This is a genomic window from Bartonella sp. B23 (assembly GCF_053793815.1).
Genome location: NZ_CP200033.1, coordinates 961,286 through 987,389, shown reverse-complemented (window position 1 = coordinate 987,389; position 26,104 = coordinate 961,286). Strand labels below are relative to the sequence as shown.

Sequence of the window (26,104 nt, the reverse complement as noted above, 5' to 3'; positions counted from 1 at the left end):
TAGATTAGGTTACTTCCAGATGGCATATCGCATGTGGGCGTTGAGAGACTTTATAAATGTCAAAAAAAGTGTTTTTTGTGATTTTATAGAGTCTAAAAGTATTCTTCATTATAAAGATGATTGCTGGGGGAAATATCGTATAAGTGGTAAATGCTGTATCAAAGGTGGATGCTCTTTTACCTATACTATTATGGTTTATAATAGTATTCGTGTTTGCAGTGGCAGCGCTATTTATGACAATGCAAAGATATATTGTATGTTGCTTGTTTCTAGCAGTGCTCGTTTTTATGACAATGCTGAGGTTTGTAACTATGAAGATTTTCGCAATGGTAAGGAAATTCGCATAGATAACCGTATTGTGTATATTACAAAAAGGGTAAACAAAAACAATGCGATGGGGTTGTGTATAAAGTTTATCACGCCGTTAATATTGTCTGAAATTATTTGTGTTTCGGCGTTTTATATAAATAAATGCAATGCAAACATATTGGTGTGAGAGTATAGATTTAGGCAGCTTTCATGGGGTTATTTTGCGTCATTTGTTAGAGTGTTTTGCAAAAAGAATAAAGATTACCAAGTGTGATTTGTTGCACTTGTCATGTGCGATTTTTGGCATTCTTTTTTATGGAGGATTGAACCAAATAAATTGGTCAAGATGATCAATTTAATAACAATTAAAGGAGATCAAAATGGGTGTAAATGAAATTTTATTAGCAGTTGTAATTATTATTGTGCTTTTGAGTGGTATTATGCTTCGTTTTGCTTTTTATTATCGCGATCAGGTTAAAGCTCTTAAAGAAGAGGCAAGAAAGATAAAACATGAGTTCTTAAGAGATTCTATGAAGATGACTGAAGAACGAGATAGGGCAATTAGAGATCAAAGTATGGTAATTAAAAGACGTGATCAAGCAATTGAAAAACTGAAAAAACAAATTAAGCAGCACGAAGAAGTCATAAAACAACATCAGGAAGCAATTAAATTTAAAGATGATGTGAAGAGATGATTTATCCACATTTGCATTGGATTTGTATGTTAAAAGATTTTTATAACGTAAGATTTTGAACAACAAGAAAGGTAACCGTTTATTATAAAAGCAAATGTTTGGTTAGTGGTGAAATTATGTTTTGGGGTAATACTAAAGTTTATCGAAAGGTAATCGTTGGTAGCAACGTAAGAGTTTATGGCGATGCACTAACTTATAGATATACTAAGGTTATTAAGAGTACACATATATGATCCCGCAACTGTTCGTGATGTGTACATATTGCTGAAAATAATACTGAAGGTAGTACGTTCACTTTGGGAGAAATGAAGTATATTATGATAAAAATGTCTCAAGAGATTAGCACAGCAATAATAAGAAGAGAGTTTCCTGTTCTTTAGAAGATGAAGCGGTCAAGAAAATAGGAAGAGAAGGATGTACGCAGAAAATATCCGGCATTTGGTAGAGCAATTATATTCATAATTTATATGCATTCCATTATATCTATTACTTGTATGAATAGATACAAAACCTAGAGGAGTTGATGATTGTCAATTTAATGCAGCTTGATTGTTATTTTATACATAAGTTACAGCATGCACTGTTGTCTAAGTTGTTTGTGTATATTATGAATCATACAGAAACCACTCCTCTATTGAGACAAACAAACCACTTTGTTGCTCACTACAAAAGCACGAAATTTCAAGTATACGGAGTAATATTTTGTTTTAATGGTAAAAAACGCTAAGATCGCAGTTCTTTAATAAGAGCTTTGTGCGTGATTTCCTTTATTTGCTCAATATTTGTCAGGATATCTTGCTTTGTTGGATAACCCTTACTAGAAAAAGCAATTTTTTGTTTGTCTTTTGAGATTAGACGCCAGTACCATTGATTGTGAACACCTCTAAATACCTCAAAATACATGCTTTCCACCTCATAAAACATTTAATAATTTGTAGGATAAATATTCAAATGTTCTAACTACGGATATTAAAGTACATCTCTGTCACAAGTAATCAATATATTCTTCTCAATTTTTTTGATTTTAAACAATAATTTTTACGATAATGGTATCTTGTAACAAAAAATATTTATTGTCAACAAGGTATAAATAAGCATTTTGCTACTATAAAATTCATCTTTTTAATTAATTTTATTATATTATTATTTAGTAGGAAATGTTTCATTATTATTAGCTAAACATATTCGATTATTTTGCTACAGAAGTAAAATTTGTATGGCACACCGAATTCTACCAACATGCAAAAAGTAGGAGCACTGTTTTCCATGCTGATAGGGCTTACATCTATTTTGTTATTCTTTATTGATAAAGATATCTATTGATTAGCTATCATTTCTTTTTGCGATATGCTACGAATGAGTAGGTCAATGAACAGGCTGAGAGTGTAAGAATTGGCCATTTTTGCCTTCATATCGATTAAAGAAGTTGCAACTTTTGGGCTAAGGCTATTAGACAATCCTTGTCTTGACAAATATTGTTGCAATTTTTCATAAGAACCATCAATTTTTTCTCGATTTAGTTTTTCACTATTGTCACTGCTGGTAAGAATTTCTTCAAGACCCTCGATTTTTTTTATAAAATAGTTCCAATCAAAATCACCTTTAGCATATTCGGTGTCAAACATTTTTCCTTGTCCTGTTAAAAGCCAATTGATATTAACACCATACAATGTGCGATACGTTTGTAAGACACTAAGATTAGGTTCTCTTTCTCCACGCTCATAAAAGGCAATGGAATTTTTTGTCATGCTAAAATTTTTAGCCAATGTTTCACGTGATGGATCCCCTAAAGCAAGGCGTACATAACGCAAACGTTTTCCAAATATAGTTTTTGATTCAGTTTCAGGACGAGCCACGAATTATCTCCCTCAGTCAATCATCATGGTATAGAGTTCAACCGATAAAGGCACACTATGTATTAATATTTCATGATGCAATGTCAATATTTATAGTTTATTTCTCTTTATTTTTTTAATTTTAGTGGATAGAAAGCTAATTTGAACTTGTTGTATTTCATATTACTTAAAACTGGTATTCATTTCAAACAAAATGATAAAATTGCTGGTTTTTTCTTGTTTTTTTTGCAGGAACTTCCATATGGATCTGCCGTGTAGGGCTTTTCTACCTTTGCATTAATAAATGTAATCTTTTGATTCGCGCTACAAATGAATGAAGGAGATGGATTTTGAGGAGTGAACATGGCCCTATTAGGTTATTTTAGGTGGGCTTTTTTTTTCACAATTGTTGGCGTCTTTATGGGAGGGGCGATTGGTTGGTTTGAAACAAAAAGTGTTGCTGGTGTTCTTCAATATTTTTTCATTTGCTGTGTTTTAGGAATTTTGGAGATTTCTTTATCTTTTGATAATTCTATTATCAACGCTCGTGTTCTCGGAAAAATGGATCCATTATGGCGCCGTCGTTTTTTTGTATGGGGTATTTTGGTGGCTGTGTTTGGGATGCGGATTATTTTTCCATTGCTGATAGTTGCTGTTGCTGTTGAGATTAACCCCATTGCAGCCGTAAAGTTAGCAATATGGGAACCACATCAATATGCTGCAATTTTAACAGATGCTCATGTTGGGATTGCAGCTTTTGGGGGAACTTTCCTGATAATGGTTGGTTTGAGATATTTTCTTGATTCTCAAAAGGAGGTGCATTGGCTTGCTTTTATAGAAAAGCCTGCTCAAAAGTTTGGGACGCTTGTTGGCATTGATATTGCAATCGTTTTAGTTTTGATATTGTTTTTTTCAGAACAGATTGCAAAAGAAGATAAAATGACTTTTTTACTAGCGAGCCTTTATGGACTTTTGACGTTTATAGGTGTCGAAGCTATTAGTTCGCTTTTTGATGGTCAAAAAGCGGTTTTATCTGCTGTTGCTAAAGGGGGAGCTGGAGCTTTTCTTTATCTAGAGATTCTAGACGCTAGCTTTTCTTTTGATGGTGTTGTTGGTGCTTTTGCTTTTTCACACAACCTTTTTATTATCGCAATTGGTCTTGGTATTGGTGCGTTTTATGTTCGGTCTATGACGATCATGTTGGTCGAATCAAAGGTGTTGTTGCATTATCGTTATTTGGAGCATGGTGCTTTTTATGCGATTTTGGTACTTGCAGCGATTATGTATTTGCAGACTGTTATATCGGTTCCTGAAATACTAACAGGGCTGATAGGAGGGGGGATTATTGGAATGGCGTTTTATGCTTCTCTTCGTTTTAAGCGGTATCACCTGAATAAGCATGATGTATCTAAGTAAATTGAAAATTTTTTATGCATTATGATAGCAAGACAGAAGAAGGTATTTTAGCAAGCCATTAAAAGTTCTATACCGGATTCGTTCATAGTTTTAAGTATAGTGTTAAGAGACCCGTTGAGATCAATACCAGCACAGGCGTTTAATGCAACACTTACTTTAAAGCCGCATTGTATAGCGTGAAGTGCGGAAAATCCTACACAAAAATCGGTTGCTAGGCCGCATATCGCCAGTTTTGTAAAACCATGTTCTTTGAGATAAGCTTGTAAGCCTGTTGGTGTTTTTTGATCATTTTCAAAAAAGGCAGAATAGCTATCAATTTTTTTATTATAACCCTTTCTAAGGATAAGTTGCGCCTTTTCAATTCTGAGAAATGGGTGGAACTCTGCTCCTTGTGTTCCTTGTATGCAATGATCAGGCCAAAGTGTTTGAGGGCCATAGTCAAGCTCAATGATATCATAGGGCGCTTTTCCAGGGTGGGAAGAAGCAAAGCTGCAATGATTTTTTGGGTGCCAGTCTTGGGTTAAAATGACATGGTTAAAATGATTTATGAGATTATTGACAGCGGGTAATATGGTATCACTTTGTGGTACTGCAAGTGTCCCACTTGGTAAGAAATCATTTTGAACGTCAATAACGATTAAAGCTTTTTTTTTCATAGAATATATTCCTGTAGGAGACTTACTTTTTGATGATATCTTTAAGAAGTTGTACTTTCATCTCGTGGAAGTTTTGAAATAATTTCGTGGATATCGGTATTATTTTTATAATTATCGAGCCAAAAAAGGGGAAGTGATAGGTTTTTACAATTCGTTTTATAGTTTTTTACAAATTGCAACCATGTACCAATGGGAAGTGCACTGTAGTTACCAATTGCAACATGTCGGTGTAAAGCCTTCATGATCATTAAGCTTGGAACGTCAGATCCCATAAGGCGGCGGTCATTTTGTAAACACAATTTGAGCTGTAGTAAAGCGAGGGATGAAGTCCATTGTTTTTCGTGACACAAAATCGATGAAAAAAGAGAGCTTCTTTTTACAGCGTAATCTAAAGCCCATAAAGCAAAAAAAGATGGGGCATAGAGAATTGGTTTTTTTGAGGGGACCATATTGCATTGATAGGTCGGTTTAATACGGTAAAAACACAATGTTGTATCTGCTAAGGAAAAGATGGGTGATGTTTGATAGCATGTTTCAGGTACAGCTAAGAGGATTTGTTTCTTATTCGTTGAAGGTATGTTTTTTTGCATTCAGAACCATAGTGGGGCTTGTGAGATTAGAAAAAATGTATCAATATTAGAATGCAAAACTCTTGCATTGGATATAAATGTTGCTTATCCGATAGTCTGGGAAAAGCGGAGGCATTTTTTTCAAAGTTCTAACTCTGATACCACAAAATATTTAAAGAGAAGTTTATGGCACGTCAATTTATCTATCACATGGCTGGGCTTACCAAGGTTTACGGTAATAAGAAAATTTTGGAAAATATTCATCTGTCTTTTTATCCAGATGCAAAAATCGGTATTTTAGGACCGAATGGTGCAGGTAAATCAACCATTTTACGGATTATGGCTGGGCTGGATAAGGAATATACTGGAGAGGCATGGCTTTCTGAAGGAGCACGTTGTGGTTATCTGCCTCAAGAGCCTCTTCTCGATGCAAGCAAAGATGTACGTGGTAATGTGATGGAAGGTGTTGCCGATAAGCAGGCAATTTTGGAACGCTATAATGAATTGATGATGAATTATAGTGAAGAAACAGCTGATGAAAGTACGCGTCTTCAAGATATCATCGACAGCCAAAATCTTTGGGATTTAGAAAGTCAAGTAGAAATGGCTATGGCTGCTCTTGATTGTCCGCCAGCCAATGAGGATGTGACAAAGCTTTCGGGAGGTGAGAAGCGGCGTGTTGCGCTTTGTAAACTGCTTTTGTCGAAACCTGATTTATTGCTCTTAGATGAACCAACAAACCATTTGGATGCTGAGACTACAGCCTGGCTTGAAAGGTATTTACGTGAATATTCCGGTGCAGTGCTTTTAGTGACGCATGATCGTTATTTTCTAGATAATGTAACGGGATGGATTTTAGAATTAGATCGCGGGAAAGGTATTCCTTATGAGGGGAACTATTCTGCTTATTTAGAGGCTAAAGCTAAACGTTTGGCTCAGGAAGGGCGTGAAGAGGCTGCTCGGCACCGCGCACTATCGCGCGAAAAAGAATGGATAGCTTCTAGTCCAAAAGGACGACAAGCAAAATCAAAAGCGCGAATTAAAGCATATAATGAATTGGTTCAGCTTGCACATGAGCGTCGTCCTGGAGATGCACAGATTATTATTCCTATCGGCGAAAGATTGGGGCAGGTTGTCATTGAAGTTGATAACCTCTCTAAGGCGTATAGGGAGCGTGTGTTGATTAATGGTCTTTCTTTCAAGCTTCCTGCTGGTGGAATTGTTGGAGTCATTGGTGCAAATGGTATGGGAAAATCTACCTTGTTTAAAATGTTGACGGGGCAGGAACAACAAGATTCAGGCCAAATACGTATCGGTGAAACAGTTTACATGAGTTACGTTGATCAGAGCCGTGATTCATTGGCGGGCGATAAAACCGTTTGGGAAGAAATTTCCGGCGGAAATGACATTATTAAATTAGGTAAATATGATATGAATAGCCGCGCTTATTGCAGTGCGTTTAATTTTAAGGGTGCAGATCAACAGCAAAAAGTAGCAAGTTTGTCAGGAGGGCAGCGCAATCGCGTACATTTGGCAAAGCTTTTAAAAGAAGGGGGTAATGTCCTTCTTCTTGATGAGCCAACCAATGATCTTGATATTGAAACGTTGGGTGCATTGGAGGATGCTCTGGAAAATTTTGCTGGTTGTGCGGTTATTATATCGCATGATCGTATGTTCCTTGATCGATTGGCAACGCATATTTTGGCCTTTGAAGGTGATGGACATGTAGAGTGGTTTGAAGGTAATTTTGCAGAATATGAGGCTGATAAGGCTCGTCGTCTTGGGCCAGAGTCCCTTAATCTGAAGCGTAGGAATTATAAGTCCCCTATACGTTAGCGTTGCTTATTTACTTTGCCCTCTTGTCTTAGAAGATGGTGATGCTTTCGGTGTTGCTTTTATTCTTCGGGAGGTATGTTATTATCATATTTTTTCTAAAGTATAAAATAGCTTAGCATTTATCTAGATTGTAATAGAGAATCATAGGTTTTTATACGCAGTTTTGTAGATGGTTGGAATACTGATAACTTTGTCATCGTTGTTGTGAAATAGCCGGGAGGGGCTTTTCATTTTTTAGCAATTATCCATTTTTATCTTATCAAAAAACAGTATGAACAGAAGTGATGCAACTATATTCCTTCTGCTTGATTTTCTATTTGTAGGAATAGATGCTTATCTGAGCAGTAAGGAATATTTATGGAAAAAGTAGAAAGCTTGGATGTGATGATTGTGTTGCTAAAAGCGATGGCAGAGACGAGTCGTTTGCGTATTCTTGCACTTTTGTATCATGAAGATTTAACAGTAGCGGACTTTATATTTATCTTTGGTCAGTCGCAATCGCGTGTATCACGGAATTTACATTTATTGTGTGAAGCACAATTGATTGAGCGTTATCAGAAGGGGGAAAAGGTTTGTTTTAAACTTTGTCATAGTTGTTTGGCTAAGAAAGATATTGTGATGGCTGCTCTTTCAGTTCTTCCAGAGCATGATTTAATGCTTATGCACGATTTGGTACGCTTGGTAGATGCAAAAAAACAGCACCAAAAGAAAGAAAAGAAGGATTTCTTACAAAATGTGGCGCAATGGAATGCATTACGGTTATCGTATGTTGCAGATCACGTGGTGGAAGACGCTTTACTTGAAATTATTGGTGATAAACCATTTGAGACTATGCTGAGTGTTGGTACGGATACAAGTTATCTCTTAAAATTGTTTTCAAGTCTTTATACGCGTGCTGTTGAAGTTGCGTTTAACAGCGATGTTTTGCATTTATCTGTTGGAGATGCGACTTTTGATTTGGTTATTCTTTATTGGGCTTTAAATTTTCTTGAGAATCCTGAGATAGTTGTTAATGAGGCAGCGCGTGTTTTGCGTCCTTGTGGGCGTTTGCTGATTGTAGATTTTGTTTGTTATGAAGTTGATCCTTTGCATTCTTCCCATGCTTATAGGCATTTTGTATTTTCAGATTCACAAATAGAACAATGGCTTAAAAATGTGGGGCTTACTATAGAACAAACGGCTTATTTTGCTCCTCTGAAAAATAAAAATAATGAAGGGTTGATGGGTAAGCTTTGGCTTGCACGTGATCCGCGTTTACTAGTTGATGATATCAAAGACAAAAAAGTAGATTTTGCATAATTATATTTGTTAACGTGCTTCATTTTTTGGCTTTTCTCAATTAGAGGCGCAAGAATGGGATTTTAGTAACTCTTTGAAGAGTTATCGTTTTTGGGGCGTGTATTGTATTTTTTTATGAGATTATAGATGCTTCAAGAGATGCATATGTAGATGTATCAGCTAACGGAATTTTTATAGAGATGAGGCTATAATGGCAGCCATTTAATGCATGTTGTATAGTATTTGTCGATTGACTAGTCTATTGATTTTATGAACGTTAATTCTAGGTGTAAGAATATTTTCTTATTTTAAACTTTTTGATTTAGAAATTAAAAATTATTTATTTTTATGTTACGAGAGAAATTAATGTACGAATAAAAATCATTTGAACAAGTGGTAAATATGTCTCTTAAATCGTTGATATGTAAGAACAGTCATACATTGGAATTAGGTAGATATAGTATGGTATTGGAATGTAGCTTCACTGGATATAAGGATAGATAGTTCTAATAGATCTTGTATTTTATCGTTCACAAATAGTGCTGGGAGATGAGATTAGGAGCAAGGTGAGATCTTTTTAAAGTAAATAGGCGAGCGCGTAGTCTAAAGGCGTACAGTTCCTCGTAGAAGATGTGATTCCATTAAGAAGGATGAACAGCAAAAAAGAAGATACTGTAGAATTCCCTTAAGAGCGGATAGCATACAAAGGTTTCCGAATACAGAAGCTATAATTTTGTTATTTTCTTGGGTGATCGTTTCTATCGTAGAGATTGGAAGAAATTCTCTGCGCTGGTCGTTGTCTATGATGTGTTATAATTTATTGCTTGTTGTCAATTAATATGCAGTTATTTTAAGCTAAAATAATGGATGATTCGAAGAATATTACATTTAGAATTTCGGATTTTTGTGGTGGTAACTACTGAACAAATGACTGCTGCTTTTATGAATTTTGCTATTCATAAGGGGAGTTTGTGTAAATTACCTGTATTGTTAACCTTCTACGGTTACGCGATTTTTTGGGAAAGGTTATTTTTCAAATTGTGATGATTTCAGATTCTTCTTATTGATACTTATTGAAATAAAATTGCTTCAAATTGGATCAATTAGAATATTTTTTGCCTAAATTTTTCCATTTTTAAACGATTTATAATTTTTTTATGTTTTTTTGCGTGGAAGATGATAAGAATTTCTTGTTGTTTAAAACATTTTATTCCATAGCAGGAATATTGTGTTAGCTACGTTAGTAGTTGATGCGAAAGACGATCGGGGAACCTCCTCCCCCCCCCCCCGCGTGGATCCCTTAGATTGTCTGGCCTGGCTGGGGCTTTCCTCAGTCAGGTTTTTAGGTTTTAATATTGCGGTTTTTGGAGTGTTATTAAAGGGGGAAGAGTGTAGGCATTTTGGCTTGTGTAGTGTTTGTATATTAAAGAGGAATGCTATGGTTTTTGATGGGTGGTGTTGTTTATAGGGATGCTTTTTGTGCTATGATGCTTAGGTAATAGATGATGGGATTTTGCTGGCGTCGTGTTGTTTTTATTTTGTTTGTGTTTTTGGTGTTTTTCATCAGTTTTTTTGCTTTTCGGAATGCTTCTGTTTATAGGTTTTTGTTTCATCGACCTTTTTTTTCTCAGCAGGTTGATGTTACGGAGGAGGCGATTCTAGAGAGATTAGCGGTTTATTTTCCTGATATTATAACACAACTTTCTAAGTTAAATCCTAAGCAACAGAAGCAACTGATTGAGAAGGTTTGTCGCGATATAGTTGCTGCCGCTTCTGCAGGTGGTCAGAATAATGAACAGGCTCAGAAGTTGGGTAGAAAGGTTGCTATGGTTTTATCGAGAGCGGTTTCTCGTCCCTCCATTGCTGATGCTTATTTTTAATTGTTTTTTTATTATACATCTGCGATCAATTTTAAAGGGCTCTTGTGTTTTTCGTGGATTTTGGAAAATGTGCAGGAAAAGTACTGCTGATTTTGTTCCATAGGATGATAAAAATAGTAAAGTTTTTGAAATCTCTTTCTTCCTGCAGATTTTAAAATTTTTGTTCGTTTCTATGATTTCTGAAGACAGCATGAGGTTTTGCATGGTTTATGAAACCATAGTATGCAGGTGAAATATTTCAATGGGAATGAACAATGCAAATTTTTATGTAGATGTTTTTGAGATTTTTGTATTACTTCTTTTACAGAATTTTCCAAAAATAGACAGAATAATTATTAATTTTTTCTGTAAAATCAAAGACCGGTGTGTTTGTGCATATTTGTGCGTTTCCTATACATAGTAGTCGTTTTTGGTAGATGACTTGTTTGGTATAGTATTTTCCGCAGTGAGTATTTATCAAGCAACAGAAAAGCTGATAATGATTTCCCTTCTTGGTAGATTTTTTGCGATATAGATGGCATTTGATGAAGGTGTCTTAGATTATGTTGCTTTTTAAGATTATGAAACTTATTTTTAATAAGATTCAATAATAAGATGTAAAATATAGAATAAGTGTTTTTAATGCTTTTTTCATTTATTAAAATTATATTTTTGTGCAGTTATTGTAATAAGTTAATGTTGTATATCGTATTTTTATTGCATTTAAAATATCTTTGTATTTTATTTATTATTTGATATCCTATAAGATGAAAGACATATAATAAGAGATTTGAGTTATTTTCTTATTTTTACAAAAAAATATCTTGAAATAATCTTAATATTTTCATTTTCGAGCCGTTTTTTGGCTTTTTTTCTCTGTATGATGCGTCCATAAAGCCGTTGCGGTTAGGATTTGAAAATGTCTTGAAGAGAAAGAAAATGCAATTTTTGAAGATTTTTTTAAGTGCAGCATTTGCTGTATTTTTTGTGTTTGATATAAGTTTTGCTCATATTATCTTGAATGTTGCAGACTCAAAAGAAAACTCAGGGGCAGTTGCTTCTAAGATTCTTTCTCGTCCTTATGAATCTCTTATTCAGAGATTTGCAAATAAGTATAATGTTCCTGTTAATTTAGCACATGCTGTTGTAAGAGTTGAAAGCAATTACAAGGCGCGTACAAAGGGAGCTGCTGGCGAAATAGGCTTGATGCAAATTAAACCATCTACTGCGCGATGGTTGGGTTTTAATGGTTCTGTGCAAGATCTTTATGATCCTGCGATCAATCTTGAATATGGTATGCGTTATTTGGCGCAGGCATATACGCTAAGCGGTGGGAACACATGTGGTACGATTCTTAAATATAATGCAGGTCATGCCGCAAAAAAAATGAATTCTATTTCAGCGAAATATTGCTCAAAAGTGAAAATTTATTTAGCTTCATTAAAATGGAAATAATCTTAAAGGTAGTGCACTTGCTATAAAATATCTTGAGAGTGCTATTTTCACGTGATAAAAAATATTTTATAAGTGTTGTGTCAGTCGGCTGGGCAGCCGCGCTTGTCTTGTGCCTAAAGGCGGCAGGTGAGGAAAGTCCGGGCTCCACGGAAAAACGGTGCCGGGTAACACCCGGCAGGGGCGACCCTAGGGAAAGTGCCACAGAAAGCAAACCGCCTATTTTTATAGGTAAGGGTGAAAGGGTGGGGTAAGAGCCCACCGCGCATTCAGTAATGAATGTGGCAAGGTAAACCCCACCGGGAGCAAGACCGAATAGAAATGACGCGCAAGGCTTAACTTGCAGCCATTTTCCGGGCGAGTCATTTGGGTAGGTTGCACGAGGCGGATGGTAACATCCGTCCCAGATGAATGGTTGCCATGGAGAGTGTAAGCTTTACCATACAGAACCCGGCTTATAGGCCGACTGATATTTCATGCTGAAATTCTATTTTATAGATTAGATATGAACAATTGATATTTCCACGCTGTATTATATAGTTTTTTCTATAAAAGATGCATTTTTGAAAGTGTACATTTAAAAAAGAATATTTCAAAAAATCATAACATTTCTTTAAATATAATGCATTATGATATGCCTCGGATTAGCTTTGACTTTGTTCTCTTTCGTTGTGATAGATATGAGAGTCGAAGTTTTGGTTACTCTGACATCAGTTGCTATTAAACAATTATTGATTTGAAGAAGCATAAATCAAGACGGATTATTTTGACAGAGCATGGTCATAAAACTGAGCGCCATATTCCAGTGTTATTGCAGCCAGTTTTAGCTGGTATTGCGCCATTGGGTGGGGCAAAAGTGATTGATGGTACCTTTGGTGCCGGTGGTTATACGCGTGCTTTTTTAAATGCGGGGGCAGAAGTTGTTGCTCTTGATCGTGATCCTCATGCTATTCGTGAGGGACAATTTCTTGTTAATGAATTTTTTCCACGGCTTCGTTTGGTGCAAATGGAATTTTCACAGTTGGATCGCGTTGTTGAAGAGAAGGTAGATGCTGTTGTTTTGGATATTGGTGTTTCTTCTATGCAGATTAATGAAGCTGAAAGGGGATTTTCTTTTCAGAAAGATGGTCCATTAGATATGCGAATGGCTCAGACTGGTTTTACCGCTTGCGATGTTGTAAATCGTTTAAAGGTTAATGAGTTAGCTCGAATATTTAAAATATTAGGAGGAGAGCGCTATGCTGGTCAGATTGCACGGATGATTGAAAAACGCCGCTGCATTCAGCCTTTTTTGCGTACAGGTGATCTTTCTCATGCTATCAAGGTGTTAGTGGGGCATAAATTAGGAGATCGCATTCATCCTGCAACACGTGTATTTCAGGCTCTTCGCATTTATGTTAATGATGAAATTGGTGAACTTGCACGTGGCTTATTTGCTGCTGAACGCATTTTGAAACCGGGTGGTCGTTTGGGTGTTGTCAGTTTTCATTCTCTTGAAGATCGTATGGTCAAAAGGTTTTTTTCTGCTCGTTCAGGGAAGCGTATGTGGTCGCGCTATTTTCCTGAAATAGAGACAGATCCAGCAACATTTTTTCCTTTGTTTAAAGGAGGGATAACTGCAAGTGAAGAGGAATTGCGGCAGAATCCTCGTTCGCGTTCTGCACGGTTACGTATTGGTGTACGCACCAAGGCGGATAGTTGCATGGCAGATATGAAATTATTTGGTATGGCAGAGATTCCTAGTTTTGAAAGCGGAAAAAAATGACAGTTTTTCGTACATTTGATATGATTTTAGTGATGATTATGATTTGTATGGCAGGTCTTACCTATAAAGTGAAATATGATGTTCAAAAACGGATGAGTGAAATCCGTCGTCTTGAACATGAAATTGTTGCAGCAAAAAATACAGTGGGTTTACTTCGTGCTGAGTGGGTTGTGATGATAGAGCCAGTACGCATGCAAAAACTTGCGAAGCGTTATAAAAAAGAGCTTAATTTAGAGATTATACAGCCTCGCCAAATCGTAGAGTTTAAAGATATTCCAGTACGTGTCCATGATAAAATTGAAGAAGTGATTAAACAAACTATCTTGGAGGAAGAGAAGGATATTTTGGCAAATAATCGTACTTCTCGGGTGAACAATATTGTTCAAGAAGGTGTGCGGCGATGAAATCGTACTTTCTATTTTCACAGAGGAAAAAGTTTTTAAAGACTCCATTAAATGTTCATAACTCTCCTGTTCGTCGTTCTTATTCTAGTCGTCCACGTTTGCTTTTTTCTTTGTTTTGTTTTCTTATTTTATATGGTGTTATGGGGGCTTGTCTTATTTCTTATGGATTTGAAGGTGGGCAGATTGAAGAAGCAAAAGGGCCAAGACTTCTTCAATTGACTGCGCGGCCTGATATTGTTGATCGCAATAACCGTTTGCTAGCAACTGATATTAAAACCTATTCGCTTTTTGCTGAACCACGGCGTATTATTGATGTGGATGAAACAATTGAATTGCTCTCAACAGTTTTACTTGATCTCAATTGGCAGGAAACTTATAAACGTCTCAAAAAAAAATCTGGTTTTTCTTGGATTCAGCGTGGTTTAACGCCAATGCAAAAGACGCAGATTATGGCTCTTGGTATTCCAGGGATTGGTTTTCGTACTGAAATTCGTCGTTTTTATCCAAGTGGATCGGTAGTTTCGCATATTCTCGGTATGGTTAATGTTGATAATCAGGGTATAGCGGGAATGGAAAAATATATTGATGATGCCGGATTGAGTGCTTTGCGTGCTGCTGGTCTTGCAACAGAGGAATCATTAAACCCAGTTCAGCTTTCGATTGATGTGCGTGTTCAGAGTATTGTGCATGATGAACTTGTTAAAGCAATGAAGCGCTATAAAGCACTTGCTGCAGGAGCTGTTATTTTAAATATTCATACCGGTGAAGTTTTGGCTTTGGCATCACTGCCAGATTTTGATCCTGGAAATCCTGTTGAAGCTCTGAAAAGTGATCGTCTTAATCGGATGACTGCTGGAACTTTTGAAATGGGATCTATCATTAAAAGTTTTACGACCGCCATGGCGCTTGATTCAGGTCTTTTTCATTTAGATAGTGTTATTGATGCTTCACGGCCTCTTCAAGCAAGTCAGAATTATTTTATTCGTGATTTTCATGGAAAAAATCGTCCTTTAGCACTTTGGGAAGTTTTTATTTATTCCTCTAATATTGGTTCTGCTAAGGAGGCATTGGCGGTGGGGATTGATGGACATCATAATTTTTTGAAACGACTTGGTTTATTGGACCGATTGATAACAGAATTACCTGAAGTTGCCCATCCTATTGTGCCACGTCATTGGAAGGATATTCATTCAATGACTATTGCTTTTGGACATGGTATGGCAACAACACCTTTGCAAACAGCAGTTGGTGCTGCCGCTTTAATGAATGATGGTTGGTTGATTGCCCCCACCTTTTTGAAACGCACAAAAACAGAAACTTTGAAACATGCAAAACAAGTTTTAGATCCAAAAACAAGTCAAAATATGCGTTATCTTTATAGGTTGAACAGCGATATTGGCTCTGGACGTAATGCAAAAGTAGAAGGCTATCGGGTTGGTGGTAAAACAGGAACAGCTGAAAAAGTCGAAAATGGAAAATATTCTAAAACAAAAAATTTCAATAGTTTTCTTGCTGCTTTTCCTATTGAAAATCCCTCCTATGTTGTTTTAGCAATTATTGATGAACCTCATCCTGAAGATGGACAGCGTTCAGCAACAGCAGCAATGAATGCAGGGCCGATGATTGCCAATATTATTCGACGTTCAGCGAGTTTTTTGGGAATAAAACCAGATTTTGAAAAAGAATACGAGCCTTTTTCGCGTACAAAGAATAGTTTGAGATTCGTTAAACAACAGTAAAATTAATATAAAGGTACGTTGTTATGTTGTTTGGAACAGTTTTTACAGAATGCATTGAAGATGAGAATCTTTTTTCAATGGAAATAACAGGAATAAGTGCGGATTCTCGGCAAGTTTTGCCAGGTTATGTTTTTGTAGCTGTTCAAGGCAATCAAGGTGATGGGAGACACTATATAAATGATGCACTAAAGCGTGGTGCACAAGCAGTCGTTGCAGATTGTAATGTTGTTCTTGAGAATTTACCTGTTCCCCTTTTACGTGTTCGTGATGTTCGTCATAGTTTAGCGATAGCAGCTGCACGTTTTTATAGTTCTCAACCTGAAACTATCGTTGCTGTGACAGGGACAAGTGGAAAAACATCCGTTGTCTCTTTTGTTCGGCAAATTTGGACTCATGTTGGATTATGTGCCGCCAGTATAGGGACGGTGGGTGTTGTTTCTCATCACCGGAATGATCATAGTTCTCTCACAACACCTGATCCAGTGGTTTTACAGCGCCTCCTTTATGAAATTTCTAATGAAGGTGTTACACATGCTGCTCTTGAAGCATCTTCGCATGGGCTTGATCAATGCCGACTTGATGGAGTCCGTTTAACTGCTGGTGCCTTTACAAATTTAGGGCGCGATCATATGGATTATCACACGAGCGTAGAGGATTATTTGCGTGCTAAAATGAGGCTGTTTGATACACTTTTGCCTCAAGATTTTCCTGCTCTGATTTTTGCGGATGATGTTTATTCGCAAAAGGTTATTGATACGATCACGCAAGCACGCCGCCGTGTCTTAACGGTTGGGCGTAAAGGGAAATTTATCACTATTAATCGTATTGAACATCAACGATCAAAACAGTGTATTGAGTGTCGCATAGAAAACAATATTTATACATTTGATTTGCCTTTAGCTGGAGATTTTCAGGTAATCAACGCACTTATGGCAGCGGGATTGGCAATTGCAACAGGTGTTTCTCCTGATAAAGTTTTCCATTCACTTGAAACTTTGCAAGGAGCCCCTGGGCGCTTGGAATTGGTTGGAAAGACAGAAGATAATGCGCCTGTTTATATAGATTATGCGCATAAACCAGAAGCTTTAGAGCAGGTATTGCTTTCTGTTCGCCCTTTTACACAGAAGCGTTTAATTCTTGTTTTTGGTTGTGGTGGTGATCGCGATCGGGGAAAAAGACCTTTAATGGGAAAAATTGCAGAAGATAAGGCTGATATTGTTATTGTAACGGATGATAATCCCCGTACTGAAGAACCTAGAAAAATTCGAAAAGATATTTTGCAAGCAGTTCCAAAAGCGATGGAAATATCGGATCGTGGTAAAGCTATTGCTTATGCGGTTGGAATTTTGCAAGCTGGAGACACACTCATCATTGCTGGAAAAGGTCATGAGAATGGTCAGATTATAGGGCAAAAAACATATCCTTTTTCAGATCGCTTGAAAGCGATTGAGGCTTTGCAGGAACGAAAGAGATGAAAGTGTTATGGGATAAACAAGCACTTATTTCAGCAATTGATGGTTTTGTAATTGGATGCTTACCAGAAACTTTTTTTGGAATTTCTATTGATAGCCGCACGCTTGTAAAAGGTGATATTTTTTTTTGCATTAAAGGACATCATCTTGATGGTCATGATTTTGCTGCGCAAGCTTATGCACAAGGAGCAGGCGTTCTCATTGTTGCTGAAGATCGTTTGACTGATATGAAAAAAATATCCGCTCCACTGCTTGTTGTCCCTGATGTTTTGCAAGCCTTAGAAAAACTTGCGCAAGCTGCGCGTAGGCGTTCAGAGGCTAAAATTATAGCGGTAACAGGTTCTGTTGGAAAAACAACAACAAAAGAAGCTCTCAAACAAGCGCTTGCAACTGTTGGAAAGGTTCATGCGAATTCTGCTTCTTTGAATAATCACTGGGGAGTGCCGCTTAGCTTAGCACGAATGCCAGCGGAATGTGATTATGGTATCTTTGAAATTGGTATGAATCATAAAGATGAAATTCGTCCTCTGGTAAAATTGGTTCGTCCGCATGTTGTTCTTATTACGCATATTTCTGCGGCACATATGGGTTTTTTCAAAAATCTTAAAAACATAGCAAATGCAAAGGCTGAAATTTTTGAAGGATTGGATGAGGAAGGTGTTGCTGTTTTAAATGCAGATAATGATCTTTTTTCTTATTTAATTCAAAAAGCAAAGCAATGTGGTGTGAAAAAAATCTTAAGCTTTGGTGAGGCTAAAAATTCCGATTATCAGGTTAGAGATGTACATCTTCTAACGGGTTCTTCGTCTATCATTGTGCGCATTTCTGGGCAAGATAAAGAGATTAAAATTGGTGCTCCTGGACGACATATTATTCAAAATAGTTTAGGTGTTCTTGCGGTTTGTGATGCAGTTGGTGCTGATTTAGAATGTATTGCACTTGCTTTGAGCCGTTTTTCTCTCCCAAGGGGGAGGGGGCTCCGCTACAAGTTGTCTTTACCAAATGGGGGCGAATTTTATCTCATTGATGAAAGCTACAATGCGAATCCTGCGTCCATGTGTGCTGCTCTTGAGCTGCTTGCTACGGGGCCAGTGGGTTTATATGGTAGGCGCATTGCTATTTTAGGCGATATGTTGGAGCTGGGAGTTCATAGTGAAAAACTTCATCGTGATTTAGTAAAACCAGTATATCTTTCTAGAGCCAATCCAGTTTTTTTATTTGGTAAGGCAATGAAATTTTTGGCCGTTGATTTATCTGTTTACGTTAAGGTTTATTATGCTGAAAATATTGAAGAAATTTTACCGCTTCTTTTGGCAGAAATTTCCAATGGGGATCTGCTTATGATTAAATCATCGCGTGGTCTTAATTCTTCTGATATTGTGGCGGTACTTTTTGATCATTATAAAGTGGTTTCTTTCTAATTTTAAATAAGTTTTTTATATTATGATGCTATTTTTTTCTTTGCTTAATGATTGGCTCCCAGGCGTTAACGTTTTTCGTTATATTACTTTTCGCACTATAGCAGCAATGCTCACATCGGGGCTCATTGTGTTTTTATTTGGTCCTAGTATTATTGCTTCTCTAAAATTGCGGCAGGGAAAAGGGCAGCCAATTCGCGCTGATGGTCCTCAAACACATTTTAAAAAGGCTGGAACGCCTACTATGGGTGGTTTGATGATTTTAACAGGCATTGTTGTATCAGCGTTTTTGTGGTGTAATTTATTGAATATTTATTTTTGGGTATCGCTCTTTGTTATGCTTTCTTTTGGAGCAATTGGTTTTTATGATGATTATCTTAAGGTAACAAAACAAACATACAAAGGATTTTCCGGTAAAGCTCGGTTAGGATTAGAATTTTTAGTTGCAGCAATTGCTGCTTTTATGATTTTACAAGTTGGTTCTCCTGGATTAGCTTTGCCCTTTGTGAAGGATTATTTTATCAATTTAAGTTGGTTTTTTCTTCCTTTTTCTGCTTTCGTTATTGTGGGAACTGGGAATGCGGTTAATTTGACTGATGGTCTTGACGGTTTAGCTATCGTTCCTGTGATGGTTGTTGCTTTATCTTTTGCTTTAATTGCTTACCTTTCTGGTAATATAAATTTTGCTGATTATCTACAAATTCATTATGTATCAGGAACCGGTGAACTGGCTGTTTTACTGGGAGCCGTTGTTGGTGCGGGGCTTGGCTTTTTATGGTTTAATGCGCCGCCAGCGGCCATTTTTATGGGCGATACTGGTTCTTTGGCGCTTGGAGGACTTTTGGGTACTGTTGCTGTAGCAACCAAGCATGAGATTGTTTTGGCTCTTATTGGTGGGCTTTTTGCTCTGGAAGGATTTTCGGTTGTTATTCAGGTTGGTTATTTCAAATTAACAAAAAAGCGTGTGTTCCTTATGGCACCAATACACCATCATTTTGAGAAAAAAGGCTGGACTGAAAGCCAAATCGTGATACGCTTTTGGATTATTTCGATTGTTCTCGCTCTCATTGGTCTTTCAACACTTAAATTGCGGTGACATTTTGATTTCTGTTACGTGTTATAAAGGTCAAAAAGTTGCTTTGTTTGGATTAGGGTCATCTGGATTGGCAGCAGCAAAAGCATTGATACGTGGTGGTGCGGAAGTTGTTGCATGGGATGATAGTCCTTCAAGCGTGCAAGCGGCTTCACAGCACAATGTTCCAACACGAAATCTCTATTATGAAGATTGGTCAGAATTTGTGGCATTGATTTTAGCTCCTGGTGTTCCTTTAAATTATCCTCAACCCCATTGGGTTGTTGAGAAAGCACGTCAAAAAGGTATAGAAATTATCGGCGATATTGAATTATTTGTTCGTGCGCGCAACCATTTTTTACAGCATTATGGTTTTTGTAATCAAGATGTGCCCTTTATCGCTATTACGGGTACGAATGGGAAATCAACGACGACAGCTTTGCTTACTCATTTGTTAGAACAAATGGGCTATGATGTACAGATGGGAGGAAATATCGGAACTGCAGTATTGACTCTTAAGCCATTTGTAAAAAAACGTATTTATGTGATTGAATGTTCATCGTTTCAAATTGATCTTACACCCTCTCTTCAGCCGACTGTTGGTCTTTTATTAAATCTCACACCTGATCATATTGATCGCCATGGTAGCTTTTCTCAATATGTACAAGCTAAAAGGTATTTAGTGACTAGGGCTTCTCATGCCTTGATTTCAGTTGATGATGCTGCTTGTCGGGATTTGTATCAACAATTTCTTCATGAAGGTCGTCAAGTCGAGGCAATTTCCAAGGAACATTTTGTTAAAAATGGTTTTTATGCTGAGAGCACTAAACTTTTTTCTGTTCATCGAGGGCAGCGCTCTATGCTTGCAGATCTGGCTTTTATGACATCTTTACGTGGTAGCCACAACGCACAAAATGTGCTTATGGTTTTAGCAACATTGCAAGCTTTAAAAATTACTGATCCATATATAGAGAACCATTTAGCAAGTTATAAAGGATTGGCTCATCGTATGCAGCAGGTGCGTAAAATGGGGACAGTTTTGTTTATTAATGATAGCAAGGCTACCAATGCAGATGCATCAGCTCCTGCACTTTCTGCTTTTAATGATATTTTTTGGATTGTTGGAGGGCAGGCAAAAAAAGGTGGGATTGAGTCTCTTAGAGGATTTTTTCATAAAGTTCGCAAAGCTTATTTGATTGGGAGCGCGGCGGAAGAATTTGCCGGTGTTATTGGATCTGTTTTTCCTTTTTCGATGAGCTTAACTTTGGAAAATGCGGTGCATGAAGCTGCTACTGATGCAATGCATTGCAAGGCGAAGGAGGTTGTGGTTCTTTTTTCACCTGCTTGTGCAAGTTATGATCAATTTAAAAATTATGAAATTCGTGGAGAAGCATTTATTTCCTTGGTTATGCAGCTGAAAGAAGCATGAATTTAAAAAAAGCGTTTTCACGTTAATATTCCGGAATCTTTTTTCGTGTAATTCAGTTTTGAAGTGTTTTGCTAAAAAGTAGGGAACCATATCACTTTGAGTAGAATTATGAAAAAGATGAGGTAGATGTAATGGTTACGCGTGCTGATAGAGATCCAATTGCGAATTGGTGGTGGACGATTGATCGCTCTATCTTTGCGGCTTGTTTAATCTTAATGGGGATTGGCATTATGCTTTCTTTTGCTGCAAGCCCCACTATTGCAAAAAAAATCGGAATTGCTGATAGTTTTTATTTTGTTCGCTGGCATATCATTTTTAGTATTCCAGCGTTTTTTGCAATGGTTACCATTTCTTTTTTTTCGATTCGTAATATTCGCCGTTTATGTGCTCTTTTGTTAATTGCAACGCTTGTTCTTATGGTTGCAACTTTGTTCGTTGGTCCAGAATTAAAGGGAGCACGCAGGTGGATTCTTCTTTTTGGTTTTTCTGTACAGGCTTCAGAATTTATGAAGCCAGCTTTTGTTGTGATGTCTGCTTGGCTTTTTTCGGAACGGATGCGCAGGAGGGGAATTTTGGGTTATGCGTTGGCAATTATACTTTATGCCATTTGTTGTGTGCTTCTTGTTCTACAGCCTGATATTGGCCAAACGCTTTTAATAAGTGCAACATGGGGAGGGTTGTTTTTTATTGCTGGTGTACCTCTTACTATTCTTTTCCTTTTTCTCATTTTAGGGATTGTAGGAATTGTTTTTGCCTATTTTTCTCTTCACCATGTGCGCGAGCGGATCAATGGTTTTTTGACAGGTGAAGGCAATACTTTTCAAGTGGATGTGGGACGTGAGGCTATTTTGAATGGTGGTTGGTTTGGGCAAGGACCGGGCGAGGGAACGGTGAAACGTATCATTCCTGATAGCCATACAGATTTTGTTTTTTCCGTTGCAGCTGAAGAATATGGTATTATCCTCTGTTTTTTGATTATGATGCTTTTTGGCTTTATCGTCATGCGTTCATTGTATATAGCCATGAATACACGTGATTCCTTTATACGTCTTGGTATTGCTGGCATAGCAATGATGATTGGTTTTCAATCAGCGATTAATATGGCGGTTAATCTTCATCTCATCCCTCCAAAGGGAATGACATTGCCATTTATTTCCTATGGTGGTTCCTCTATGGTGGCGATTGCATTGTCAATGGGGATTTTACTTAGTTTAACGCGCCGCTGGCCAGAAGCACGCCTTTCCGCTTTTTCTTCCTCTGCTGTTTTGGATATCATTTATGACTGATAAAAAAGTTATTGTTTTGGTGGCTGGTGGTACGGGTGGGCATCTTTTCCCTGCTGAAGCACTTGCTGTTGAATTAAGACGGCGTGGATATGATGTTCATTTAGCTACAGATGAAAGAGCTCAATGTTTTATACGCTGCTTTGATGAAGAGCATACACATATACTTTCATCAGCGACGTTTACACGATACCATCCTTTTGCACTTGTAAAAACATTTTGGGCTTTGCTAAAAGGAATGGGGCAGTCATTGGTGCTTTTTTATAAGCTGCGTCCTGTTCTCGTTGGTGGATTTGGGGGATATCCTACTGTTCCTCCTCTTTTTATTGCTGCTTTAACACGGCGTGTAACATTTATTCACGAGCAAAATGCCATTATGGGACGTGCAAATCGAGCGTTGGCAGCTTTTGTGAGTGCAATAGCAGGTGGTTTGTTGTTGCCAAATAATATTTCTACCAATAAAATACTTCTTACTGGCAATCCTGTGCGTGAGGCTGTTCTCAAAGCAGCGGAAATTCCTTATCATCCCTCAATTGGTGAAGATCCATTTCATTTCTTGGTTTTTGGTGGTAGTCAAGGGGCTTCTTCTTTTTCACGAATTGTTCCTGCAGCAATTGCTTTGCTAGATGAGAAGGATCGTAAACGCTTGCGAATTGTTCAGCAAGTTCGAGGTGAAGCCGGAGAGTTAATAGAAATCTACCGTAAGATTGGTGTGCGTGCAGAAGTTGCCTCTTTTTTTGATGATATGGCAGAACGTATGGCGCGTGCTCATTTTATTTTGTCACGTGCTGGTGCTTCATCTGTTTGTGAAATAGCTGTGATTGGTCGACCCGCTTTGCTTATACCGTATCCTTATGCTTTAGATCATGATCAGGCGGAAAATGCAGCACTGCTTTCTGCTGCGGGAGGTGCTCAAATTGTATCAGAAAAAGATTTTAATGCACAAAAACTTGCGTCTCTCTTAACAGAAGCCTGTCGTACGCCGTACTTATTGGAAAAACAAGCATTTGCTGCAAAAAAAGTTGGACAACCTTATGCAACCAGCCGCCTTGCTGATGTGGCTGAATCGTTGATTGCAGGGAAATTATTGTCAGATATAAAAGAGGAGTTTTTTGATGAAAATGCCGCTTAATATAGGTGTTATCCATTTTGTTGGAATCGGTGGTATCGGTATGAGTGGAATTGCGGAGGTTTTTCATAATGTTGGCTATCAAGTTCAAGGATCAGATCAAGTTGAGAATGCGAATGTTGAGCGTTTACGGGGAAAAGGAATTAACATTTATATCGGTCATAACCCTGAAAATTTAGGAAATGCAGAAGTTGTTGTTTTTTCTACTGCTATTAAAAAAACAAATCCTGAATATATTGCCGCAAAAGAAAGGCATTTGCCGCTTGTGAGGCGTGCAGAAATGCTAGCAGAGCTTATGCGGTTTCGTCGGGCAATTGCTGTTGGTGGTACACATGGTAAAACAACGACCACATCAATGGTAGCAGCACTTCTTGTTGCCGGTAATTTGGATCCGGTGGTGATTAATGGCGGTATTATTAATGCTTATGGTACCAATGCTCGTATGGGGGGAGGTGATTGGATGGTTGTTGAAGCTGATGAAAGTGATGGTACATTTTTAAAGTTGCCTGCTGATATTGCCGTTGTTACTAATATTGATGCTGAGCATTTGGATCATTATGGGAATTTTTCTGCTTTACGCCAAGCTTTTCGGAATTTTGTAGAGAATGTTCCCTTTTATGGTTTTGCTGTTTTATGCCTTGATCATCCAGAGGTTCAGTCTTTAGCTAGTCGTATTCATGACCGTTGGGTGATCACTTATGGTGCCAATCCACAAGCAGATGTTCGTTTTCTTAATCTGTCTATGGATGGTCAAAAAACGCATTTTGATGTTCTTATTCGTTCGCGTAAGACAGGTAGAGAGACTGAGTTAAAAAATTTAATTTTGCCAATGTCTGGGCAGCATAATGTGTCTAATGCAACGGCTGCGATTGCTATTGCTCATGAACTTGGCATTTCAAACGGCTCTATAAAAAAGGGGATAGAAGGATTTAGTGGAGTAAAACGGCGTTTTACACAGATAGGGAGCTGGAATGGTATTGAGATCTTTGATGATTATGGACATCATCCTGTCGAGATAAAAGCTGTTTTACGTGCAGCGCGTGAAAGTGCAAAAGGGCGCATTATTGCTGTTGTGCAACCACATCGTTATTCTCGTTTGCATAATCTATTTGATGATTTTGCTGCTTGTTTTAATGATGCTGATACTGTGATGATCACACCTGTTTATGCAGCCGGTGAAGAGCCAATCGCTGGTTTTGGTGCTAGAGAATTGGTAGAACATATTCAAAAATCCGGTCACCGTGATGCACGTTTGATTCATTGTCTGGAAGATGTCATTTCGCTTATCTCTACATTTGCTCAAGCGGGGGATTATGTTGTTTTTCTTGGTGCTGGCAATATCACACAATGGGCTTATGCTTTGCCTCGCCAGTTGATGGTGCTTGATAATAATGATGAATTTTCAACTCATTGATGGTGAGGCGCTGTTGGCGCGATTGCAACCGATGTTGGGCGGGATAAAAGGCAAAATTACGCCTAATGTAGAGATGCGGAAAGTAACATGGTTTCGTACTGGTGGGTTGGCAGAGCTTTTTTATCAGCCTGCTAATGAAGCGGATTTGGTTTTTTTTCTTCAAAATTTGCCTGAATCTATCCCTATAACAATTGTGGGGATCGGTTCTAATCTTCTGGTGCGGGATGGGGGGATTCCTGGTGTTGTTGTTCGTCTTTCTGCAAAAGGTTTTGGGCAAGTACAACAAGTTTCTCCAAAGCGATTTTTGGTTGGTGCTGCTACGGCAGATAAACATTTAGCAGCGGTAGCTTTAGAAGCTGAGGTTGCAGGTTTTCATTTTTATCATGGTATTCCTGGTGGTATTGGAGGAGCACTCAAAATGAATGCAGGAGCTAATGGTATCGAAACAGCTGCGCGTGTTGTTGAAGTTTATGCACTTGATCGTAGAGGGAAGCGTCATGTTTTGACTTTGAAGGATATGCACTATTCCTATCGCCATTGTAATACTCCGGAAGATTTTATTTTTACTGCTGCTTTGTTGGAAGGACAACCAGGAGATAAAAACAATATTCGTGCGGCTATGAATGAAGTTACACTTCATCGGGAAAAAGTACAACCTGTTCGTGAAAAGACAGGTGGATCAACTTTCCGAAATTTTGAAAATATATCTGCATGGCGTGCTATTGATGAGGCAGGGTGCCGTGGTTTACGGGTTGGTGGGGCTCAAATGAGTGAAATGCACTGTAATTTTATGATCAATACAGGGCAAGCAACAGGCTATGATCTTGAAGCATTGGGAGAAACAGTGCGTGCCCGCGTTTTTGCTCACTCAGCCCATTTATTACAGTGGGAAATACAGCGTATTGGACAATTTGAACAGGGTCGTAGTGTTCCTTCTTTTGATCAGTTTAATTAATTTATTCGGTGTAATAAAAAATTTGTAATAAAAAATTGAGTCATTTCAAAGAGATAATAAAAAAATCCATTAAGAATCAATAAATTAACAAAGAATCTCTTGCGTCATACGTTTGAGTC

General features: G+C 37.7%; 22 protein-coding genes and 1 other RNA gene. 19 read left to right on the top strand and 4 right to left on the bottom strand.

Annotated elements, in window-relative coordinates; translation table 11 throughout:
* Positions 1–19: 19 nt before the first annotated feature.
* Positions 20–496, top strand: coding sequence for a hypothetical protein (locus V4B17_RS04440; RefSeq protein ID WP_455479002.1), 477 nt, complete (start codon positions 20–22; stop codon positions 494–496).
* A 193-nt stretch (positions 497–689) separates the two neighbouring features.
* Entirely contained in the window at positions 690–1,004 is a 315-nt protein-coding gene (locus tag V4B17_RS04435; protein ID WP_455479001.1) for a hypothetical protein, read from the top strand.
* Between the two features lie 723 nt (positions 1,005–1,727).
* Here V4B17_RS04435 and V4B17_RS04430 read toward each other — a convergent pair.
* Positions 1,728–1,907: a YegP family protein gene (locus tag V4B17_RS04430; RefSeq protein WP_455479000.1), complete on the bottom strand. Its 180-nt coding sequence runs from the start codon at positions 1,905–1,907 to the stop codon at positions 1,728–1,730.
* Between the two features lie 413 nt (positions 1,908–2,320).
* On the bottom strand, positions 2,321–2,860 hold the full coding sequence (locus tag V4B17_RS04425; protein WP_455478999.1) for a helix-turn-helix domain-containing protein: 540 nt from the start codon (positions 2,858–2,860) through the stop codon (positions 2,321–2,323).
* A 342-nt stretch (positions 2,861–3,202) separates the two neighbouring features.
* On the opposite strand from V4B17_RS04425, the gene V4B17_RS04420 reads away from it, so the two are divergent.
* Positions 3,203–4,255 carry a DUF475 domain-containing protein gene (locus V4B17_RS04420; protein WP_455478998.1) on the top strand — a complete coding sequence of 351 codons (1,053 nt, stop codon included), beginning with the start codon at positions 3,203–3,205 and terminating at the stop codon, positions 4,253–4,255.
* Positions 4,256–4,302: 47 nt separating this feature from the next.
* Here V4B17_RS04420 and pncA read toward each other — a convergent pair whose 3' ends face one another.
* Complete coding sequence (gene pncA, locus V4B17_RS04415) at positions 4,303–4,911, bottom strand: bifunctional nicotinamidase/pyrazinamidase (protein ID WP_455478997.1); 609 nt, start codon at positions 4,909–4,911, stop codon at positions 4,303–4,305.
* A gap of 41 nt (positions 4,912–4,952) precedes the next feature.
* Positions 4,953–5,501 (bottom strand): hypothetical protein, encoded by a 549-nt coding sequence (locus V4B17_RS04410; protein ID WP_455478996.1) that lies wholly within the window; start codon positions 5,499–5,501, stop codon positions 4,953–4,955.
* Positions 5,502–5,666: 165 nt separating this feature from the next.
* Between V4B17_RS04410 and ettA the strand changes: the two genes are divergently transcribed.
* From ettA to murB, 16 genes are all read left to right on the top strand, one after another.
* Complete coding sequence (gene ettA, locus V4B17_RS04405) at positions 5,667–7,316, top strand: energy-dependent translational throttle protein EttA (protein ID WP_455478995.1); 1,650 nt, start codon at positions 5,667–5,669, stop codon at positions 7,314–7,316.
* Positions 7,317–7,673: 357 nt separating this feature from the next.
* Positions 7,674–8,615 carry an ArsR/SmtB family transcription factor gene (locus V4B17_RS04400; protein WP_455478994.1) on the top strand — a complete coding sequence of 314 codons (942 nt, stop codon included), beginning with the start codon at positions 7,674–7,676 and terminating at the stop codon, positions 8,613–8,615.
* 1,484 nt (positions 8,616–10,099) lie between these two features.
* Positions 10,100–10,474 carry a hypothetical protein gene (locus V4B17_RS04395; RefSeq protein WP_455480184.1) on the top strand — a complete coding sequence of 125 codons (375 nt, stop codon included), beginning with the start codon at positions 10,100–10,102 and terminating at the stop codon, positions 10,472–10,474.
* A 918-nt stretch (positions 10,475–11,392) separates the two neighbouring features.
* Positions 11,393–11,908 carry a lytic transglycosylase domain-containing protein gene (locus tag V4B17_RS04390; RefSeq protein ID WP_455478993.1) on the top strand — a complete coding sequence of 172 codons (516 nt, stop codon included), beginning with the start codon at positions 11,393–11,395 and terminating at the stop codon, positions 11,906–11,908.
* Between the two features lie 80 nt (positions 11,909–11,988).
* Positions 11,989–12,379: RNase P RNA component class A (gene rnpB / locus V4B17_RS04385), an RNA gene on the top strand.
* 292 nt (positions 12,380–12,671) lie between these two features.
* Positions 12,672–13,670, top strand: coding sequence for a 16S rRNA (cytosine(1402)-N(4))-methyltransferase RsmH (rsmH, locus tag V4B17_RS04380; protein WP_455478992.1), 999 nt, complete (start codon positions 12,672–12,674; stop codon positions 13,668–13,670).
* Positions 13,667–14,074, top strand: coding sequence for a cell division protein FtsL (gene ftsL, locus V4B17_RS04375; protein WP_455478991.1), 408 nt, complete (start codon positions 13,667–13,669; stop codon positions 14,072–14,074). The genes rsmH and ftsL overlap by 4 nt, the downstream gene beginning before the upstream one ends.
* Positions 14,071–15,813: a peptidoglycan D,D-transpeptidase FtsI family protein gene (locus tag V4B17_RS04370; RefSeq protein WP_455478990.1), complete on the top strand. Its 1,743-nt coding sequence runs from the start codon at positions 14,071–14,073 to the stop codon at positions 15,811–15,813. The genes ftsL and V4B17_RS04370 overlap by 4 nt, the downstream gene beginning before the upstream one ends.
* A gap of 23 nt (positions 15,814–15,836) precedes the next feature.
* Positions 15,837–17,288, top strand: coding sequence for a UDP-N-acetylmuramoyl-L-alanyl-D-glutamate--2,6-diaminopimelate ligase (locus V4B17_RS04365; RefSeq protein WP_455478989.1), 1,452 nt, complete (start codon positions 15,837–15,839; stop codon positions 17,286–17,288).
* Positions 17,285–18,706 carry a UDP-N-acetylmuramoylalanyl-D-glutamyl-2,6-diaminopimelate--D-alanyl-D-alanine ligase gene (locus V4B17_RS04360; RefSeq protein ID WP_455478988.1) on the top strand — a complete coding sequence of 474 codons (1,422 nt, stop codon included), beginning with the start codon at positions 17,285–17,287 and terminating at the stop codon, positions 18,704–18,706. The genes V4B17_RS04365 and V4B17_RS04360 overlap by 4 nt, the downstream gene beginning before the upstream one ends.
* Positions 18,707–18,728: 22 nt before the next feature.
* Positions 18,729–19,799: a phospho-N-acetylmuramoyl-pentapeptide-transferase gene (gene mraY / locus V4B17_RS04355; RefSeq protein ID WP_455478987.1), complete on the top strand. Its 1,071-nt coding sequence runs from the start codon at positions 18,729–18,731 to the stop codon at positions 19,797–19,799.
* A gap of 4 nt (positions 19,800–19,803) precedes the next feature.
* Positions 19,804–21,204 carry a UDP-N-acetylmuramoyl-L-alanine--D-glutamate ligase gene (gene murD, locus V4B17_RS04350; RefSeq protein WP_455478986.1) on the top strand — a complete coding sequence of 467 codons (1,401 nt, stop codon included), beginning with the start codon at positions 19,804–19,806 and terminating at the stop codon, positions 21,202–21,204.
* A gap of 131 nt (positions 21,205–21,335) precedes the next feature.
* Positions 21,336–22,490 (top strand): FtsW/RodA/SpoVE family cell cycle protein, encoded by a 1,155-nt coding sequence (locus tag V4B17_RS04345; protein ID WP_455478985.1) that lies wholly within the window; start codon positions 21,336–21,338, stop codon positions 22,488–22,490.
* Positions 22,483–23,619: a UDP-N-acetylglucosamine--N-acetylmuramyl-(pentapeptide) pyrophosphoryl-undecaprenol N-acetylglucosamine transferase gene (locus V4B17_RS04340; RefSeq protein WP_455478984.1), complete on the top strand. Its 1,137-nt coding sequence runs from the start codon at positions 22,483–22,485 to the stop codon at positions 23,617–23,619. Before V4B17_RS04345 ends, V4B17_RS04340 begins: the two co-directional genes overlap by 8 nt.
* Complete coding sequence (gene murC, locus V4B17_RS04335; RefSeq protein ID WP_455478983.1) at positions 23,603–25,030, top strand: UDP-N-acetylmuramate--L-alanine ligase; 1,428 nt, start codon at positions 23,603–23,605, stop codon at positions 25,028–25,030. The genes V4B17_RS04340 and murC overlap by 17 nt, the downstream gene beginning before the upstream one ends.
* Positions 25,008–25,985, top strand: a complete 978-nt coding sequence (gene murB / locus V4B17_RS04330) for a UDP-N-acetylmuramate dehydrogenase (RefSeq protein WP_455478982.1) — start codon at positions 25,008–25,010, stop codon at positions 25,983–25,985. Before murC ends, murB begins: the two co-directional genes overlap by 23 nt.
* The last annotated feature ends 119 nt before the right edge of the window (positions 25,986–26,104 follow it).

Excerpts from the sequence above, each read along its gene's own strand:
- V4B17_RS04365 (WP_455478989.1), top strand. The coding sequence starts at position 15,837 with ATGTTGTTTGGAACAGTTTTTACAGAATGCATTGAAGATGAGAATCTT.
- murC (WP_455478983.1), top strand. The coding sequence starts at position 23,603 with ATGAAAATGCCGCTTAATATAGGTGTTATCCATTTTGTTGGAATCGGT.
- V4B17_RS04370 (WP_455478990.1), top strand. The coding sequence starts at position 14,071 with ATGAAATCGTACTTTCTATTTTCACAGAGGAAAAAGTTTTTAAAGACT.
- V4B17_RS04435 (WP_455479001.1), top strand. The coding sequence starts at position 690 with ATGGGTGTAAATGAAATTTTATTAGCAGTTGTAATTATTATTGTGCTT.
- V4B17_RS04345 (WP_455478985.1), top strand. The coding sequence starts at position 21,336 with ATGGTTACGCGTGCTGATAGAGATCCAATTGCGAATTGGTGGTGGACG.
- V4B17_RS04395 (WP_455480184.1), top strand. The coding sequence starts at position 10,100 with ATGGGATTTTGCTGGCGTCGTGTTGTTTTTATTTTGTTTGTGTTTTTG.
- mraY (WP_455478987.1), top strand. The coding sequence starts at position 18,729 with ATGATGCTATTTTTTTCTTTGCTTAATGATTGGCTCCCAGGCGTTAAC.
- V4B17_RS04430 (WP_455479000.1), bottom strand. The coding sequence starts at position 1,907 with ATGTATTTTGAGGTATTTAGAGGTGTTCACAATCAATGGTACTGGCGT.
- V4B17_RS04390 (WP_455478993.1), top strand. The coding sequence starts at position 11,393 with ATGCAATTTTTGAAGATTTTTTTAAGTGCAGCATTTGCTGTATTTTTT.
- V4B17_RS04400 (WP_455478994.1), top strand. The coding sequence starts at position 7,674 with ATGGAAAAAGTAGAAAGCTTGGATGTGATGATTGTGTTGCTAAAAGCG.
- V4B17_RS04440 (WP_455479002.1), top strand. The coding sequence starts at position 20 with ATGGCATATCGCATGTGGGCGTTGAGAGACTTTATAAATGTCAAAAAA.
- V4B17_RS04340 (WP_455478984.1), top strand. The coding sequence starts at position 22,483 with ATGACTGATAAAAAAGTTATTGTTTTGGTGGCTGGTGGTACGGGTGGG.
- pncA (WP_455478997.1), bottom strand. The coding sequence starts at position 4,911 with ATGAAAAAAAAAGCTTTAATCGTTATTGACGTTCAAAATGATTTCTTA.
- ettA (WP_455478995.1), top strand. The coding sequence starts at position 5,667 with ATGGCACGTCAATTTATCTATCACATGGCTGGGCTTACCAAGGTTTAC.
- V4B17_RS04410 (WP_455478996.1), bottom strand. The coding sequence starts at position 5,501 with ATGCAAAAAAACATACCTTCAACGAATAAGAAACAAATCCTCTTAGCT.
- murB (WP_455478982.1), top strand. The coding sequence starts at position 25,008 with ATGATGAATTTTCAACTCATTGATGGTGAGGCGCTGTTGGCGCGATTG.
- V4B17_RS04420 (WP_455478998.1), top strand. The coding sequence starts at position 3,203 with ATGGCCCTATTAGGTTATTTTAGGTGGGCTTTTTTTTTCACAATTGTT.
- ftsL (WP_455478991.1), top strand. The coding sequence starts at position 13,667 with ATGACAGTTTTTCGTACATTTGATATGATTTTAGTGATGATTATGATT.
- V4B17_RS04360 (WP_455478988.1), top strand. The coding sequence starts at position 17,285 with ATGAAAGTGTTATGGGATAAACAAGCACTTATTTCAGCAATTGATGGT.